This window comes from Devosia sp. ZW T5_3, assembly GCF_044987315.1.
Taxonomy (GTDB): domain Bacteria; phylum Pseudomonadota; class Alphaproteobacteria; order Rhizobiales; family Devosiaceae; genus Devosia.
In genome coordinates, this window is the sequence record NZ_JBJDRE010000007.1 from 147,118 (window position 1) to 163,277 (window position 16,160).

13 protein-coding genes are annotated in these 16,160 nt (G+C 62.3%); 8 read left to right on the plus strand and 5 right to left on the minus strand.

Annotated features, from left to right (window positions below; all coding sequences use genetic code 11):
* Window positions 1–27: 27 nt before the first annotated feature.
* Both argF and ACI3KW_RS10870 read right to left on the minus strand, forming a co-directional pair.
* The gene (gene argF / locus ACI3KW_RS10865; RefSeq protein ID WP_113123994.1) at window positions 28–960 is read right to left on the minus strand and encodes an ornithine carbamoyltransferase; all 933 of its coding nucleotides are present in this window, start codon (window positions 958–960) and stop codon (window positions 28–30) included.
* Window positions 961–1,087: 127 nt separating this feature from the next.
* Window positions 1,088–2,287 carry an aspartate aminotransferase family protein gene (locus tag ACI3KW_RS10870; RefSeq protein WP_404848081.1) on the minus strand — a complete coding sequence of 400 codons (1,200 nt, stop codon included), beginning with the start codon at window positions 2,285–2,287 and terminating at the stop codon, window positions 1,088–1,090.
* A gap of 360 nt (window positions 2,288–2,647) precedes the next feature.
* Between ACI3KW_RS10870 and ACI3KW_RS10875 the strand changes: the two genes are divergently transcribed.
* Complete coding sequence (locus ACI3KW_RS10875) at window positions 2,648–3,232, plus strand: GcrA family cell cycle regulator (RefSeq protein WP_404848156.1); 585 nt, start codon at window positions 2,648–2,650, stop codon at window positions 3,230–3,232.
* 224 nt (window positions 3,233–3,456) lie between these two features.
* On the opposite strand, the gene ACI3KW_RS10880 is transcribed toward ACI3KW_RS10875, so the two are convergent.
* Entirely contained in the window at window positions 3,457–4,776 is a 1,320-nt protein-coding gene (locus ACI3KW_RS10880) for a sensor histidine kinase (RefSeq protein WP_404848082.1), read from the minus strand.
* A 62-nt stretch (window positions 4,777–4,838) separates the two neighbouring features.
* Between ACI3KW_RS10880 and ppk2 the strand changes: the two genes are divergently transcribed.
* Window positions 4,839–5,696 (plus strand): polyphosphate kinase 2, encoded by an 858-nt coding sequence (ppk2, locus tag ACI3KW_RS10885; protein ID WP_404848083.1) that lies wholly within the window; start codon window positions 4,839–4,841, stop codon window positions 5,694–5,696.
* A gap of 143 nt (window positions 5,697–5,839) precedes the next feature.
* On the opposite strand, the gene ACI3KW_RS10890 is transcribed toward ppk2, so the two are convergent.
* Complete coding sequence (locus tag ACI3KW_RS10890) at window positions 5,840–6,685, minus strand: MurR/RpiR family transcriptional regulator (RefSeq protein ID WP_113123990.1); 846 nt, start codon at window positions 6,683–6,685, stop codon at window positions 5,840–5,842.
* Window positions 6,686–6,785: 100 nt separating this feature from the next.
* On the opposite strand from ACI3KW_RS10890, the gene ACI3KW_RS10895 reads away from it, so the two are divergent.
* From ACI3KW_RS10895 to ACI3KW_RS10915, 5 genes are all read left to right on the plus strand, one after another.
* Window positions 6,786–7,556 (plus strand): N-formylglutamate amidohydrolase, encoded by a 771-nt coding sequence (locus ACI3KW_RS10895; RefSeq protein WP_404848084.1) that lies wholly within the window; start codon window positions 6,786–6,788, stop codon window positions 7,554–7,556.
* A 43-nt stretch (window positions 7,557–7,599) separates the two neighbouring features.
* The gene (locus ACI3KW_RS10900; RefSeq protein WP_404848085.1) at window positions 7,600–9,114 is read left to right on the plus strand and encodes an amino acid permease; all 1,515 of its coding nucleotides are present in this window, start codon (window positions 7,600–7,602) and stop codon (window positions 9,112–9,114) included.
* A 76-nt stretch (window positions 9,115–9,190) separates the two neighbouring features.
* On the plus strand, window positions 9,191–10,552 hold the full coding sequence (locus ACI3KW_RS10905) for a glutamine synthetase family protein (protein WP_404848086.1): 1,362 nt from the start codon (window positions 9,191–9,193) through the stop codon (window positions 10,550–10,552).
* 143 nt (window positions 10,553–10,695) lie between these two features.
* A complete protein-coding gene (locus ACI3KW_RS10910) occupies window positions 10,696–12,078 on the plus strand; it encodes an aldehyde dehydrogenase family protein (protein ID WP_404848087.1) in 1,383 nt (460 codons plus the stop codon).
* Between the two features lie 187 nt (window positions 12,079–12,265).
* Window positions 12,266–13,420, plus strand: a complete 1,155-nt coding sequence (locus ACI3KW_RS10915) for an iron-containing alcohol dehydrogenase (RefSeq protein ID WP_404848088.1) — start codon at window positions 12,266–12,268, stop codon at window positions 13,418–13,420.
* Window positions 13,421–13,542: 122 nt separating this feature from the next.
* Here the strand turns inward: ACI3KW_RS10915 and ACI3KW_RS10920 are convergent, their stop codons facing one another.
* Entirely contained in the window at window positions 13,543–15,012 is a 1,470-nt protein-coding gene (locus ACI3KW_RS10920; protein WP_404848089.1) for a mannitol dehydrogenase family protein, read from the minus strand.
* Between the two features lie 129 nt (window positions 15,013–15,141).
* On the opposite strand from ACI3KW_RS10920, the gene ACI3KW_RS10925 reads away from it, so the two are divergent.
* Entirely contained in the window at window positions 15,142–16,053 is a 912-nt protein-coding gene (locus ACI3KW_RS10925; RefSeq protein WP_404848090.1) for a sugar kinase, read from the plus strand.
* Window positions 16,054–16,160 lie beyond the last annotated feature (107 nt).

Below are 16,160 nucleotides of genomic sequence, written 5' to 3' on the forward strand. Positions count from 1 at the left end.
CCGTCCCGATCAGAAGATCGAAGCAGTTTAGTTCGTTTCGACCCCGAAGGCCCAGCACAGTATGGCTTTTTGGGCGTGCAGGCGGTTTTCGGCTTCGTCCCACACGACCGATTGGGGACCGTCGATCACCTCGTCGGTCACTTCGTCCCCGCGATGGGCGGGCAGGTCGTGCATGAAAAGAGCGTTTTTGTCCGCCAGCGCCATCAAATTGGTGTTGACCTGGTACGGTTTCAAGACCCGGCGGCGTTCGGCCACGTCCACATCGCCCATCGACACCCAGGTGTCGGTGATGACGAGGTCCGCACCCTCGACCGCCTCGCGCGGGTCTTCGATCAGCTTCACATAGTCGCCGGCCCGGCGGATATCCTGCATCAGGTCCTTTTCCGGGCTATATTCATCCGGCACGGCAATGGTCAGGTGACATTCGAACAGCTCGGCCGCATTCACCCAGGAATGCAGCACATTATTGCTGTCGCCGACCCAGGCGACCTTGGCGCCTTTGATATTGCCGCGATGCTCTTCAAAGGTCATCAGATCGGCCATGATCTGGCAGGGATGGGCGCGGCGCGTCAGGCCGTTGATCACCGGCACGGTGGCCGCCTCGGCCAGGTCGAGCAGATCGGCATGGGAGAGAATGCGGATCATGATCGCATCGACATAGCGGCTGAGCACCTTGGCCGTATCGGACAGGGTTTCCTCGCGGCTCAGCTGCATTTCCTGGCCGGAGAGCATGATGGTCTCCCCGCCCAATTGGCGCATGCCGACATCGAAAGACACGCGGGTGCGGGTCGACTGGCGCTCGAAAATCATCGCCAGGACCTTGTCCTTGAGCAATTGCGGCCGGTCGCCTTCCTTGAGGCGCCCCTTGAGCGAGACGGCGGCATCCAGCATGCCGCGCAGTTCGGGATAGGTGAAATCGTCGATCGAGAGAAAATGGTTTGGTGTGCCGGTCGTCGTCATGGGCCGGGTTTCCTTATGTGACGCTGATATGGTCGGCAAATTGCCGCGTGTCTGCTCCTCCTCCATTCAGGGAGGAGGGAACAAGCCGCGTCGTCGACGCCCAAAATGCCACACGGTGGAGGTCATGTTACCCCACCGCCGGAACCGACGCCGTTTCGGCCTCGATCGCGTCGAAAGCGGCGGCGATTTTCTCGACAGCTTCGATAATGTCAGCCTCGGTGACGATGAGCGGGGGCAGCAGCCGCAGCACATTGTCGCCGGCGGCAATGGTCAGCAACTGGTGATCGTCGCGCAGGCGGGAGACCAGATCGCGCACGGGCGGGGCGATCTTGATGCCGGCCAGCAGGCCCTTGCCGCGCAATTCGAGCACGTAGTCGGGATACCGCTGGGCCAATTGCTGCAAATGCCAGGCCAGCTTCTGGCCCATCTGGTTGACATGGTCGATAAAGCCGGGCGCCAGAATCCGGTCGAGCACGGCATTGCCGATGGTGGAAGCCAGCGGATTGCCGCCATAGGTCGAGCCATGCGTGCCGGGCACCATGGAGGCCGCGACGTCGCCCTTGGCAAGGCATGCGCCGAGCGGGAAGCCGCCACCAATGGCCTTGGCCACCGCGACGATATCGGGGGTGATGCCGCTCCATTCATAGGCAAAGAACCGTCCGGTCCGGCCATAGCCGCACTGCACTTCGTCGAGCACGAGCAGCATGTCGTTCTCGTCGCAGAGCTTACGCAGACCCTGCATGAATTCGGGGCTCATGGCGGTCACGCCGCCCTCGCCCTGCACCGGCTCGATCAGGATCGCGCAGGTCTGCGGGGTGATCAGCGCCTTGACGCTGTCGAGATCACCCGGCTTGGCATGCTTGAAGCCAGGTGCTGCGGGGCCGAAGCCCTGCAGATAATCGGGATTGCCGCCGGCGGCGATGGTGCCGAGCGTGCGGCCATGGAAGGAGCCGGTGAAGGCAATAATCTCGTAGCGCTCGGGCTGGCCCTTGGCCCAGAAATAATGCCGTGCCGTCTTGATGGCGCATTCGATGGCCTCGGCGCCCGAATTGGTGAAAAACACCGCATCGGCAAAGGTGGCATCCACCAGCCGCTGGCCCAGCCGTTCCTGCTCGGGAATGGTGAAGGTATTGGCCGTGTGCCACACCTTTTCGGCGGCTGCCTTGAGTGCGGCGACCAGATGGGCATCGCCATGGCCCAGGGCATTGACGGCCACGCCGGAATGGAAATCGAGATAGGATCGGCCATGCTGGTCATACAGGCGCATGCCTTCGCCCCGCTCGAAAGCGAGTTCGGACCGGGCATAGGTGCCGTAGAGCGCAGACATATGGTCATTCCTTCTGGTGCAAGCACAATTGTGAGGGGCGTGGCATTCGCGCCACAAAAATCAAAAACGCGCTCGTTGCGCAGCGCGTTTGCGGGTCAGAGTTAGGCCATTTTTGTCAGATAAGTCAATGTTCCAGGCCCAAGTGCCTGATTTGACTCAATGATCGTTAAGGCAATTTTAACCAGTGAATATTCGGGGATATCCTTCCCTGACTCTTGATCCTGATTCAGCCCATGGCGTATCCTCCTGATCGTTGGGGACACGATATCTCGTGTGGCGGACCCGCCTAACATACGACCGCTAGAGTTTACGGCTGCCAAGGTCCAATTTGGCAGCACAATGAAGGATTCTGTTTTGACGATGGATTCAGGAGCACAAGCGGCGGGCTGGACTGACGAGCGCGTCGAAACTTTGAAGAAGCTCTGGATGGAAGGCCTGTCGGCCAGCCAGATCGCCGGGGAACTGGGTCAGGGCGTTACCCGCAATGCGGTTATCGGCAAGGTGCATCGCCTCAAGCTTTCGGCCCGTGCCAAGCCCACCAATACCGCGCCGCGCGCCCGTCCGGCGCCGCGTCCCGCCCCGCGCCGGGTGGCAAGCCCCTCGGCCAGCCTCTCCTCCGGCAGTGGCGGTTCCAGCATGATGGGCGGCGCCGTCAAGGCCCGCATGAGCATGCCGCGCCCGCAGACCATGGGCGCCACCGCTCTGGCGGCAAGCCCCGAGATCGAGACCAATCTTTATGTCGCGCCGGCCGCGGCCGAACTCTTCATTCCCGAAGACAAGAGGCTCAACCTGCTGCAGCTCACCGAGAGCACGTGCAAGTGGCCGATCGGGGACCCGCTGACCAAGGACTTCTATTTCTGCGGGCAACATAGCCTCGAAAGCGGTCCCTATTGCGAATTCCACTCGCGCCGCGCCTATCACCAGGTCGACAAGAAGCGCCGCTAGGCGTTGCGACATAGCTGGACATGACAAGAGGGCGCCGGGGGCGCCCTTTTTGTTTGCGCGGAAGCAGCCAATTCACAACCCAGCTCACCCAACCGCGGTGTCATTCCCGCGAAAGCGGGAACCTCTGTTTGGGATACAAGAAAGTAAACTGGGGTTCCCGCTTTCGCGGGAATGACACCGTGGAGGGGGGTCGGCATCTGCCACACTATCGTAAGGAACGCCCCCTACGGCAGCAACACATCCACGCGCATCCCCTCGCCCACCTTGCTGCGAATGACCAGCTGCCCGCGGTGGCGGTTGACGATGTGCTTGACGATGGCGAGCCCCAGGCCCGTGCCCTTTTTCTTGCGGCTGATATCGGCGTCCATGCGGTAGAAGCGCTCGGTGAGGCGGGGCACATATTCCGGCGCCACGCCCGGCCCGTGATCGACCACGGTCACCATATGCTGGAAACCCGCCCGGCCCGCCGGCGTCAGGCTGACTTCGATGGTCTTGCCATCGGCGCCATATTTGATCGCATTGTCGAGCAGGTTTTCGAACACTTCATAGAGCTGGGAGCGATCGCCCGTGGTCATGGCGGTGCCCGATGGCAGTCTGAGCACGATATCGAGCTCGGCCGCCTTGGCCTGGGTCATCAGCCCCTCGCGCACTTCGCGCAACAGGCCGGCCAGATCGATGGAGCCGGTGGGACGCACATGCTGGTGCATTTCGATGCGCGAGAGGCTGAGCAGATCGTCGATCAGCTTGCTCATGCGCTCGGCCTGGCCGCGCATGATGCCGAGAAATTTTTCGCGCGCCGCCGCATCCTTGGCCGCCGGGCCCAAAAGAGTATCGATAAAGCCCAGCAGCGAGGCCAGGGGCGTGCGCAATTCGTGGCTGGCATTGGCGATGAAATCGCTGCGCAGCGCGTCGACCCGCTTGAGCTCGGTCAGGCTCTGCATGGTCACCACCAATTGGCGGGCCTCGTCCTCGAACCAGTCGGCGCCCTCGCGGCGCAGCGGCGCGACGATCACCTTGTCCCAGGTTTCGGACGGCAGTGTTTCGTGCAGCTCGATGGTGCGGGTCGTGCCGCTGCGGATCACCGCGTCGATGGCCTGCACCAGTTCGGGATTGCGCAGCGAGAAGGTAATCGGATTGCCCGGCAGCACATTGGTATATTGCCGCCGCGCCGCGGCATTGGCATGCACCACCACGGCGCGCCTATCGAGCACGAAGCACGGATCGGTCAGCGCATCGGCAAAGGCGGTGATGGGGATCTGCTCATTGGTCACCAGCAGGGGCACGGCCGGCGCCGGCACGGTCTTGGTCAGCGTCACCACGCCAACGGGCAGCAGGGCCGTGGCGGCGACGATGGCGAGAAAGGCAACAATGGCGGGCAATAGAGGCAGCCAGCCAAACAGCACCAGCGCAACAAATACCCCGAAAATCCCGGCCAGCAGGCTCGATTGAGCGCCGAGCCGCGCCAGGATCTGGGTCAGGGCAGAAGCAGGCGGCGATGCGGTCTTTTGGTCCATATTGCGCCAATGCAGAATCGAGGGCTTCATCGTGGCCCTTGCACTCAAGGGCGGCTTCATAGCACGTTCAAGATGACAACGGAGCGACAACCATGAGCGATCCCTTCGAGGGCTTCGATATTGAAGATCCCGACCTGCCCAAGGCCATTGAAAAGCACGCCATGAGTTCGGGCGGCTACCCTTACGAGGATAAGCTCGACAGCAAGATTTATGAAGCCGAGATGTACAATCTGCAACGGCAATTGGTGCTGCTGCAGGCCCATCTGCAAGCAAGCGGCGAGCGCGTGGTGATCGTGTTCGAGGGGCGCGACGCGGCCGGCAAGGGCGGCACGATCAAGGCCTATCTCGAAAATCTCAATTCCCGCTACAATCTGATCGCGGCGCTCCCCAAGCCCAATGATCGCGAGCGCACGCAATGGTATTTCCAGCGCTATGTCGATTGGCTGCCGGCGGCGGGCGAGACGGTGCTGTTCGACCGCTCCTGGTATAATAGAGCCGGCGTGGAGCCGGTAATGGGGTTCTGCACGCCCGAGCAGACCGAGGCGTTCCTGGACGAAGCGCCCGAATTTGAAAAACGCATCACGCGCGATGGCATTCACCTGTTCAAATTCTGGCTATCGATCGGCCAGGAAATGCAGCTCAAGCGCTTCCATGACCGCCGCCACGATCCACTCAAGGTGTGGAAGCTCTCGCCCATCGATCTCGAAGCCCTGGGCAAGTGGGATGCCTATTCAGCAGCGCGCGACGTGATGCTCAAGCGCACCGACAGCAAGCACGCCCCCTGGACGGTGATCCGCGCCAATGACAAGCGCCGGGGCCGCCTCAACGTCATCCGCACCGTGCTCGACACCCTGGATTTTCAGGGCAAAAGCCCCAAGGCGATCGGGGAGATCGATCCCAAGATCAAGATGAGCGCGGATGCATTTTTGCGGCTGAAGAAGAGTGAGTAGGGGGATACCCCCTCCTAGCCTCCCCCTGATAGGGGGAGGGATCTCTCCACTCTTTGGACTGGATCGCGTTCAAACCACAAGGCGGTCCCTCCCCCTATCAGGGGGAGGCTAGGTGGGGGTACTCGGATGCCCGAACATGCCCCCTACGGCACCCCACCCGGCTCGATCGAGCCAATCCGCTTGCTGGCAATCGGCCAGGCAAGTTCCGTCACCCGCGCAATGATCGCCTCGACCAGCGTGAACAATGACCCATTGGCGTCCCATGTGCGATCGAGCGCCGTGCGGCAGGGCAGCACCAGCTTGGCATAGCGCGAGACCGGGCTCATCCATTCATCGGTGATCAGGATGATCTGCGCCCGCCGCGCCGCCAGCTCCCCCGCGGCCTCGAGCAGGCTCGGATCATAGCGCCGCACATCGAACAGGATGGCGGTGTCGCCGGGGCGCACATCGATCATCTGGTCGGCGCGGGTGGCCGGGCGGCCGTCGAAGCGGCGCATGCCGGGGCGGATCAGCCGCAAATGCGCTTCCATGTAACCGGCCAGGAAATCGGTGAAACGGCCGCCGCCCAGATAGCACTGGCCCTTGGCCTCGGCGATGCGCTGGCAGACGGCTTCAAATTCCGACGGCGGGATCAGCCCGGCAGAACCGCGTAGATTATCGGCGGCTTGGCTCACGAACCGATCGAGGAAATGATTGTCGCCACCGGCACCGACATTGGCCGATTGGCCGCGCTGCAAGGGCGATTTGGCGCGCTCCTCCAGCTCATCGCGCAAGGCTCGCTGGAAATCGGGATAGGATTTGTAGCCCAATTGGGAGACGAAACGCAGCACGGTGGCTGAACTGGCGCCGGCCTGCTGGCCGAATTCGGCGACGGGCGCCAGACCCAGCGTGGGATAGGCGCCGAGCAGGCCACGGGCGGCGCGCTTTTCGGCTGGGGTCAGCCGGTGAATGGCATCATGAATGCGCGCCGCGACGCTTTTTCCCTCCAAGATCGCCCCCGGTTTTCTGAAATTCAGATTTCAGTATTGACAGATTTTGCAATTACGGAACACTTGATACAGAAGTTAATTGGCCACGCGTAGAGGGAAAGTGGACGTTAGCGCAGAAAAATCGGTTCGGGTTCTCAATGCGCGGGGGCAATCGCCCTTCGTCATCGTATGCGACCACGCCTCCAATCGGCTGCCGGCCAAATATGGCGATCTGGGGCTGAGCCATGCCGAGCGAGTCAGCCATATTGCCTGGGACCCCGGCGCGCTGGCGGTGAGCCGCGAGCTCTCGCAGCTGCTCGATGCGCCGGTGGTGCAATCGACGGTCTCGCGGCTGATCATCGACTGCAATCGCGATCTGGACGCGCCGGACCTGATCTGGACGCTGTCGGAGGCAACGCGAATTGCCGCCAATGAGAAAATCGATGCAGAAGAGCGCCAATACCGCATCACCCATTTCCACAAACCCTATCACGCCGCGATCGAAACCCTGCTCGAAGCGCGCCGCCATGCGGGGCAGGAAACGGTGCTGGTCTGCATGCATTCGTTCACGCCGGTCTATCACGGCGTGGCGCGGCCTTGGCCGATCGGGCTGATCCATGGGACGGACACACGCTATACCAAAGGGCTGTGCGACGCGCTCAAGGCTGAGGCACCGCAGCTGAATATCGGCTGGAACGAGCCCTATGCCGCGCTCAACGGCGTGACGCTGACGCTGGAAAAGCATGGCGACGGCCGCGGGCTCGACGCCAGTATGATCGAAATCCGCAATGACGAAATTCTCGAACCCGCCGGCGTGACCCTCTGGGCCGACCGGCTGGCCCGTTGTCTTGAGACCGCACGATTGGCGCGGAAAGAGGCGATGGCAGTCTAAAACTTTCTGACTTCACCGGGGCTAACAATCAGGGGACGTGATTATGGCTGAGACAAGGAAGGTCGGCAGTGTCGCCTATGCGACACGCGACAAGGACTATTTCGAAAAACGCGGGCTCACCCGCTATGCGGGCATCTGGTCGCTATGGGCGCTGGGCGTCGGTGCGGTGATTTCCGGCCACTTTTCGGGCTGGAATTTCGGCTTCATGACCGGCGGCTGGGGCGGCATGGTCGTGGCTGCGGGCATTATCGCCATCATGTATCTGGGCCTGGTCTCATCCATCGCTGAAATGAGCCCGGCTCTGCCCCATACCGGGGCGGCCTATTCCTTTGCGCGCACTTCGATGGGGCCATGGGGCGGCTTCATCACGGGCCTGTTTGAAAACGTCGAATATGTGCTGACCCCGGCGGTGATCGTCACCTTTATCTCGGGCTATTTCGGCTCGATTACCGGGCTCGACACCGCCTATTATCCCATATTGTGGATCGTGTTCTTCGCCATATTCCTGGCGCTCAACATCTATGGCGTGGCGCTCAGCTATAAGGTCACCCTGGTCGTGACGCTGATCTCGCTGGCGGGCCTGGTGTTCTTCTGGTTCAGCGCCTTCCCCAATATCGATTTCCCGCGCTGGGCGCTCAATATCGGCGTCGGCCCGGATGGCGCTGCGGTCGAATTGCCCGAGGGCAATGGCTCGTGGTTCCCCTTTGGCTGGCAAGGTGTTTTGGCCACCCTGCCCTTCGCGGTCTGGCTGTTCCTTGCCATCGAGCAGGTGCCGCTGGCCGCCGAGGAATCGGTCGATCCCAAGCGCGACATGCCCAAGGGCATTCTGCTCGGCTTCTGCACGCTTTTGCTCAGCGCCTTCATGATCGTGCTGCTCAACCCATCCATTGCCGGCGTCGGCTCGTTCAGCCTCGGTTCTTCGCTCGAGCCGGCATTGCAGGGCATCCGCGCCATCTATGGTGACGCTGCCGCGCCGATCTTTGGCATTGTCGCACTGATCGGGCTGGTCGCTTCTTTCCACACCATCCTCTATGCGCAGGGCCGCCAGGTCTATTCGCTCAGCCGGGCGGGCTATTTCCCCTCCGCGCTGTCGGTGACCCATCCCAAATACAAGACGCCCCATGTCGCTATGGTCTCGGGGGCCCTGCTGGGTCTGGCCGTGATGCTGGTGATCTGGTTCGTCAATGGCGGTGGCGGTGCCGGCGAAACCCAGCTGGGCGATGACATTATCGGCTCGGTGCTGCTCAACATGGCGGTGTTCGGCGCGATGCTGAGCTACATCATGCAGGCGCTCAGCTTCATCATCCTGCGCCGCAACCTGCCCAATATCGAGCGGCCGTTCCGCTCGCCGGTAGGCATTCCGGGCGCCGTGCTGACCATCATCATCGCGGCAGTCACCCTGTTCTATCAGCTCCAGGACCCGAACTTCTTCAAGGGCGTGATCTGGGTGGTGCTGTGGTGCGCCGTGGGCATCGTCTACTTCGCCATTGTCGGCCGCCACAAGCTGATCATGTCGCCGGAAGAAGAGTTCGCGCTGGAACACAAGGCCATTGCCTAAGGGCTAGGTTCTACTCCCGCTCGCGATGCCGGAGGGGCATTGCGGGCGGGTATCACAAAAACAAACGAGGGAAATAATGGCCTATTCACTGGAAGAGCTGCGCGAGGATGTCGCTGCCGGCAGGATCGATACCGTGCTCGTGGCCTTCCCCGACATGCAAGGCCGCATGATCGGCAAGCGCTTCCAGGCCGAGTATTTTCTCGAAACCGCCCATGACGAAACCCATGGCTGCGATTACCTTTTGGCCGACGACATCGATATGGAGCCGGTGCCCGGCTATGAGGCAGCCAATTGGGCCAAGGGCTATGGCGATTTCGTCATGAAGCCGGACCTGACCACCCTAATGAAGGCCAGCTGGCTCGAAGGCACGGCCATCGTGCTGTGCGATCTGAGCGATCACCATCACCACGAGCCCATTCCGCATTCGCCGCGCGCCATTCTCAAAGCCCAGATCGAGCGGCTCGCGGCTATGGGCTATACCGCCAATGCGGCGACCGAGCTGGAATTCTATCTGTTCGACGACGATTATCGCACGATCAGCCAGAAGGGCTATCGGACCGCCCAGACGGCGGGCGATTACATTCAGGATTACCACATCTTCCAGACCACCAAGGAAGAAGGCGTGATGCGCGCCTTGCGCAAGCATTTGCAGGCCTCGGGCATTCCGGTGGAAAGCTCCAAGGGTGAATGGGGCCCAGGCCAGGAAGAAATCAACGTTAGATATTCCGACGCCCTGACCATGGCCGACCGCCATGTCGTGCTCAAGAATGCCACCAAGGAAATCGCCTATGCCCAGGGCAAGGCCGTGACCTTCATGGCCAAATGGGATTATGCGCTGGCCGGCTCATCGAGCCATATCCACATGTCGCTGGCCGACAAATCGGGCAAGCCGTTATTCGTCGATGGCAAGGACGAGCGCGGCATGAGCGATCTGATGAAGCATTTCATGGCCGGGCAATTGGCCTATGCCCGCGACATCACCTATTTCCTCGCGCCCTATATCAATTCCTACAAGCGCTATCAGGCCGGCACATTCGCGCCCACCAAGGCGATCTGGAGCCCGGACAACCGCACCGCCGGCTTCCGCCTCTGCGGCGAACATTCCAAAGCCATCCGGGTCGAATGCCGCATGGGCGGGGCCGATCTCAACCCCTATCTCGCCATCGCGGCGCTGCTCGCGGCCGGGATCAAGGGCATAGAAGACAAGCTCGAACTCGAACCCGCCTTTGTCGGCGACGCCTATGTGACCAAGAAACTGCGCGAAATCCCCAAGACCCTGCGCGAAGCCACCGATACATTGCGCAAATCCAAAATGCTCAAGGACGCCTTTGGCGAGCAAGTGATCGGCCATTACGTGCATACGGCGGAATGGGAACAGGCAGAGTACGATCGCCGCGTGACCGATTGGGAGCTCAAACGCGGGTTCGAGCGGAGCTAGCATTCCGTAAGGGAAATCGACCCATCCCCAACGTCATTGCCGGGCTCGTCCCGGCAATCCATTGATATCTCCACACACGCGGCACGATGGATTACCCGGACAAGCCGGGTAATGACGCGGTGAAGGAACTACGAGGCTTACTCATGACTGACACCGTCAAGATCATCTCGCCCATCGATGGCAGCACCTATGCTGAACGCCCGCTCGCCAGCGGCGCCGAGATCAACGCTTCCGTCACCCGCGCCAAGGCGGCGCGGCTCGGCTGGGGGGAGTTGACCATTGCCGAGCGCGGCAAGATCGTTTCCCATTTCGTCGATGCGCTCTTGTCCATGAATGACGAGATCGTGCCCGAACTCGCCTGGCAAATGGGCCGCCCCATCCGCTTTGGCGGCGAAAAGCGGGGCGTCGAGGAACGCGCCCGCTACATGATCGACCTGGCCGCCGAAGCCCTCGCCCCCGCCGAGAAGACCGGCAAGGAAGGCTTTACCCGCTACATCACCCGCGAGCCGCTGGGCACGGTGATGGTCATCGCGCCGTGGAACTATCCCTTCCTCACCGCGGTCAATTCCATCATTCCGGGGCTGATGGCGGGCAATGCCATCCTGCTCAAACACGCGAGCCAAACGCTCCTCGCCGGCGAACGCTTTGCCGCTGCCGCGCGGCAGGCCGGGCTGCCCGAGGGTATTTTCCAGAACCTGGTGCTGGGCCATGCCGATACGGAAAAGCTGATCGCCTCGGGCGCCATCGACCACATCAATTTCACCGGCTCTGTCGAGGGCGGACGCCGCATCGAGCAGGCCGCCGCCGGCACGTTTGCCACGCTGGGGCTCGAACTGGGCGGCAAGGACCCCGCCTATGTGCGCGAGGACGCCGATGTGGCCAATGCGGTCGAAAATCTGGTCGATGGCTCGTTCTTCAATTCCGGGCAGAGCTGCTGCGGGGTCGAGCGCATCTATGTGCATGCCTCGATCCATGACGATTTCGTCGCCCGCTTCATCGACAATGCCAAGGGCTGGACGCTGGGCAATCCGCTCGACGCCGATACCATTGTCGGGCCCATGGCGCGTGGCAGCTTTGCCGATCACGTCCGCCAGCAGACCGAAGAGGCCGTGCGCGGCGGGGCGACGCGACATCTCAACTCGAAGCACGCGCTCGACAAATCCGGTTCGCCTTATCTGGCGCCCGAAGTGCTGACCGGCGTCAATCACCAGATGAGCGTGATGCGCGAAGAAAGCTTCGGCCCCGTCGTCGGCATCATGAAAGTGGCCGACGATGCCGAGGCCGTCACCCTGATGAATGACAGCCCCTATGGCCTGACCGCATCGATCTGGACGCAGGACCTCGACATGGCCGCCAAGCTCGGCGCCAAGATCGAGACCGGCACCGTCTTCGCCAATCGCTGCGATTATCTCGATCCGGCTCTGGTCTGGACCGGGGTGAAAGACACCGGCAAGGGCGGCGGCCTCAGCGAAATCGGCTACGCGAACCTTAGCCAGCCCAAGTCGTTTCATTTGAAGCGGGTTTAGCGCAGCGCTTCTCCCACCCACGGTGTCATCCCGGCGCAGGCCGGGACCCATCCCGAGATTTCTCCCTCGCCGCAAGGTGGATCGAACAAGCGACCTGGCGGCAAGACACACACCTCAGGATGGATCCCGGCCTGCGCCGGGATGACACCGAGGGTGGGTCGAGACCGAGACAACAACGAGGCCCACAATGACCAAAGCCAACTGGAACTACCCCACCGCCATCAAGTTTGGCCCCGGCCGCATCGCAGAACTGCCCGAAGTGCTCAAGGCCACCGGCATCACCAAGCCGCTATTCGTCACCGACGCCGGCCTCGTCAATCTGCCGGTGACGCAAAAGACCATCCAGCTGCTGAGGGATGCGGGCATTCCGGTGGGGGTGTTCGCCGAGGTCAAACCCAATCCGATTTCGGCCAATGTGGAAGCCGGCATCAAGGTTTTGCGCGAAGGCGGGCATGATGGCGTCATCGCCTTTGGCGGTGGTTCTGGCCTCGATGTCGGCAAGGTCATCGCCTTCATGGCCGGCCAGACCCGCCCGATGTGGGACTTCGAGGACATTGGTGATTGGTGGACCCGCGCCGATCCCAAGGGGATTTTCCCCATCATCGCCGTGCCAACGACGGCAGGCACGGGTTCGGAAGTCGGCCGCGCCGGTGTCATCACCGACGAGACCACCCACACTAAAAAAGTCATCTTCCACCCGCTGATGATGCCAAAAGTGGTGATCGCCGATCCCGAACTGACGGTGGGCATGCCCCGCTTCATCACCGTGGGCACCGGCATGGATGCGCTGGCCCATTGTCTCGAAGCCTATTGCGCGCCCGGCTATCACCCGCTGGCCGATGGCATTGCGGTGGAAGGCATTCGGCTGGTGTTCGAAAACCTGCCCAAGGTCGTGGCCGACCCCAATGATGTGGAAGCACGCGGCCATATGATGAGCGCGGCGGCCATGGGCGCCACCGCCTTCCAGAAGGGACTGGGCGCCATTCACGCGCTGAGCCACCCAGTCGGCGCGCTCTACGACACCCATCACGGCATGACCAATGCGGTGTTCATGCCCTATGTGCTGATGGTCAATAAGCCAGTCATCGAAGCCAAGATCGCCCGGCTTGCCGCGTATCTGGGCCTGTCGCCGACCTTTGAGGCGTTCCTGCACGCCATCATCGGCCTGCGCCTGCGGCTCGACGTGCCGCATACCCTGGCCGAGTTCAAGGTGGACGGAGCCAAGCGCGAGCTGATCGGGGATATGGCGATTGTCGATCCCACGGCGGGGGGCAATCCGGTGGAACTGACCAAGGCGCGGGCGCTGGAGATTTTCGATCGGGCGATGGAGGGAAGGGTTTAGAATACCCCCTCCTAACCTCCCCCTGATAGGGGGAGGGACCGTTCAGTGGCTAAAACACGATCGAGCCACAAGAGTGGAGAGATCCCTCCCCCTATCAGGGCGAGGCTAGGTGGGGGTATCCCCTACCCCACAATCTCCCGCACCGTCTCGGCGGCACCCACATCGAACAGACTATCGAGGTGCTCCACCACATCGGCGCCGAACACTTCATTGTCGGCCAGATCGTCGCCGAACACTTCGGTCAGCCCGACCAGCCCTTCGTACAACTCCTCCGGGTCGCCGCCCGCGCCGGCAGAAATCGCCATCATCCGCATGGCGAGCGGGTCGCGCACGTCGATATTTTCGCCCTTCTCGTCAATGCCCATGACATAGCGCATCCAGGCCGCCACCCCGAGCGATAGGCGCTCGATGCTCTGCCCGGCGGCCAGCCGGTCGCGAATGGTGCCGAGCAGGCGCTGCGGCAGTTTCTGGCTGCCATCCATGGCAATCTGCCAGGTGCGGTGCTTGAGCGCAGGATTGGCGAACCGCTCCAGCAATTGGTCGCGATAGGCGCCCAGGTCCGTGCCCGGCATGTCGAGCGTGGGCATGACTTCCTCGCTCATCAGCCCACGGATCAGCGCCACAAAGGCCGGATCGCCCATGGCGTCGGATACATATTCGTGGCCCGCCAGATAGCCCAGATACGCCATGGTCGAGTGGCTGCCATTGAGCATGCGCAGCTTCATGCGCTCGAAGGGCTCGACATCCTCCACCAGCTGTGCGCCGGCGCGCTCGAAGGCCGGGCGCCCATCGGGGAAATTGTCCTCGATCACCCATTGAGTGAACGGCTCGGTCATGATCGGCCAGGCATCGTCCGCCCCGATCAATTCGGCCACCGTGGCGCGGTCGGCATCGGTGGTCGAGGGCACGATGCGGTCGACCATGGTGCCGGGGAAAGCCACCTTGTCGGCAACCCATTCGCCCAGGCTGGCGTCGCGCAGGCTCGCGAGCCTGCTGACAATGCGCTTCACCGTCGCCCCATTGGAGGGCAGATTATCGCAACTCATCACGGCAAAGGGGGTAATCCCGGCCGCATGCCGCCGCGCCAGCGCTTCGACCAGCATGCCGGGCGCCGATTTCGGCGCGGTGGGATTGGCCAGGTCATAGGCGATATCGGGATGGCGCTGGTCGAGCTCGCCGGTCGCCGGATCGTGGCAATAGCCCTTTTCGGTCACCGTCAGCGAGACGATACGGATTTGCGGGCTGGCCATCAGCGCCAGCAGCTCCTCGCGCTCGGAATTAGCGTCGAGCACTTTGAGAATGGAGCCGATAACCCGTGGATGGGTGCCGGCCGCATCACGCACCGCAATGGTATAAAGCCCGTCCTGCGGCTCCAGCGCGTCCTTGGTGTCGGGGCGGCGCAGGCTGGCGCCGACAATGGCCCAATTGGGCTGGTCCTTGAGCAGATCGTCGACATAGACCGCCATATGCGCGCGATGGAAAGCGCCGATGCCCAGATGGACGATGCCCGGGGTGATCGCAGCGCGATCATAATCGGGAACGGCAACGCCCTGCTTGATGGCGGCGAGGCTGGTGGCGCAAAGGCGCGTCATGAAAGTCTCCGGCTCAAATTTTGCCGCACCATAGCGGCATTCATTCTTGTATGGAAGATCGCCACCACACTTGCGGGGCACCTGTTTTTACCGGCATAAGCCTTGGGCGAACAACCAGGAGGCATTGGTTTGGCACAGCAGCGTTTCGTCAGCATCGGGGAATGCATGATCGAGATGAGCGGGGGCGAGGATCGCCAATACCGCTTGGGCTATGCGGGCGATACGCTCAATACCGCCTGGTATGTGCGGGCGCTGCTGGGCCAGGATTGGTCGGTCGATTATTTCACCGGGCTGGGCGAAGACCGCTATTCCGACGATATCCGCGCTTTTCTTGAAGCGCACGATATCGGCACCAGCCATATCCGCACCATCCCTGGCCGCCGCCCCGGCCTCTACATGATCCACCAGGACAAGGGCGATCGCCACTTCACCTATTGGCGCGACACCTCCGCGGCCAAGCTCCTGGCCGACGACAAGCAGGCGTTGCATACGGCGCTGGATGGCGCCAGCATGGTCTATTTCTCGGGCATTACGCTGGCCATCCTCGCGCCCCGCGCCCGTGGCCGGCTGCTGGGCGCCATCGTCAGGGCGCGCGACGCGGGCGCGAAAATCGTCTTCGACACCAATCTGCGCCCGGCCCTGTGGACCAGCCCCCGCGTCATGGCCTCGGTGCTGACTGCCGCCGCGACGCTCTGCGATATCGTGCTGCCCACCCACACCGATGAAGCTCCGCTATTCGGCGACAAAACCGTCGAGGAAACCGCCGACCGCTATCTCGAACTGGGCATCGAGGAAGTGGTGGTCAAGGACGGTGCTGGCGAAGCGCTCATCGCCACTGCCACCGACCGCGTCAAGGTCGCCCCCAAGCCGGGCGCCAAGGTCGTGGATGCGACCGGCGCCGGTGACAGCTTCAACGGCGCCTATCTCAGCGCGCGAATTGCAGGCAAGTCACTGCAGGAAGCCGCCGAAGCCGCGCATCGCGTGGCCGGCGTGGTCATCGGGCAAAAGGGCGCCTTGGTCGATCCCAAGCTGGTGCGGTAGCTCAAAAAGGGGTCATGCTTTGCACCCCCCCCTCCACCCCCACCGGATCTCCCTCGGGCCTGACCCGAGGGCCACTATCAGTCCGGCACACAATCCAGGAGACCCTC

Excerpts from the sequence above, each read along its gene's own strand:
- ACI3KW_RS10915 (WP_404848088.1), top strand. The coding sequence starts at position 12,266 with ATGACCAAAGCCAACTGGAACTACCCCACCGCCATCAAGTTTGGCCCC.
- ACI3KW_RS10920 (WP_404848089.1), bottom strand. The coding sequence starts at position 15,012 with ATGACGCGCCTTTGCGCCACCAGCCTCGCCGCCATCAAGCAGGGCGTT.
- ACI3KW_RS10910 (WP_404848087.1), top strand. The coding sequence starts at position 10,696 with ATGACTGACACCGTCAAGATCATCTCGCCCATCGATGGCAGCACCTAT.
- argF (WP_113123994.1), bottom strand. The coding sequence starts at position 960 with ATGACGACGACCGGCACACCAAACCATTTTCTCTCGATCGACGATTTC.
- ACI3KW_RS10900 (WP_404848085.1), top strand. The coding sequence starts at position 7,600 with ATGGCTGAGACAAGGAAGGTCGGCAGTGTCGCCTATGCGACACGCGAC.
- ACI3KW_RS10905 (WP_404848086.1), top strand. The coding sequence starts at position 9,191 with ATGGCCTATTCACTGGAAGAGCTGCGCGAGGATGTCGCTGCCGGCAGG.
- ppk2 (WP_404848083.1), top strand. The coding sequence starts at position 4,839 with ATGAGCGATCCCTTCGAGGGCTTCGATATTGAAGATCCCGACCTGCCC.
- ACI3KW_RS10870 (WP_404848081.1), bottom strand. The coding sequence starts at position 2,287 with ATGTCTGCGCTCTACGGCACCTATGCCCGGTCCGAACTCGCTTTCGAG.
- ACI3KW_RS10875 (WP_404848156.1), top strand. The coding sequence starts at position 2,648 with ATGGATTCAGGAGCACAAGCGGCGGGCTGGACTGACGAGCGCGTCGAA.
- ACI3KW_RS10880 (WP_404848082.1), bottom strand. The coding sequence starts at position 4,776 with ATGAAGCCCTCGATTCTGCATTGGCGCAATATGGACCAAAAGACCGCA.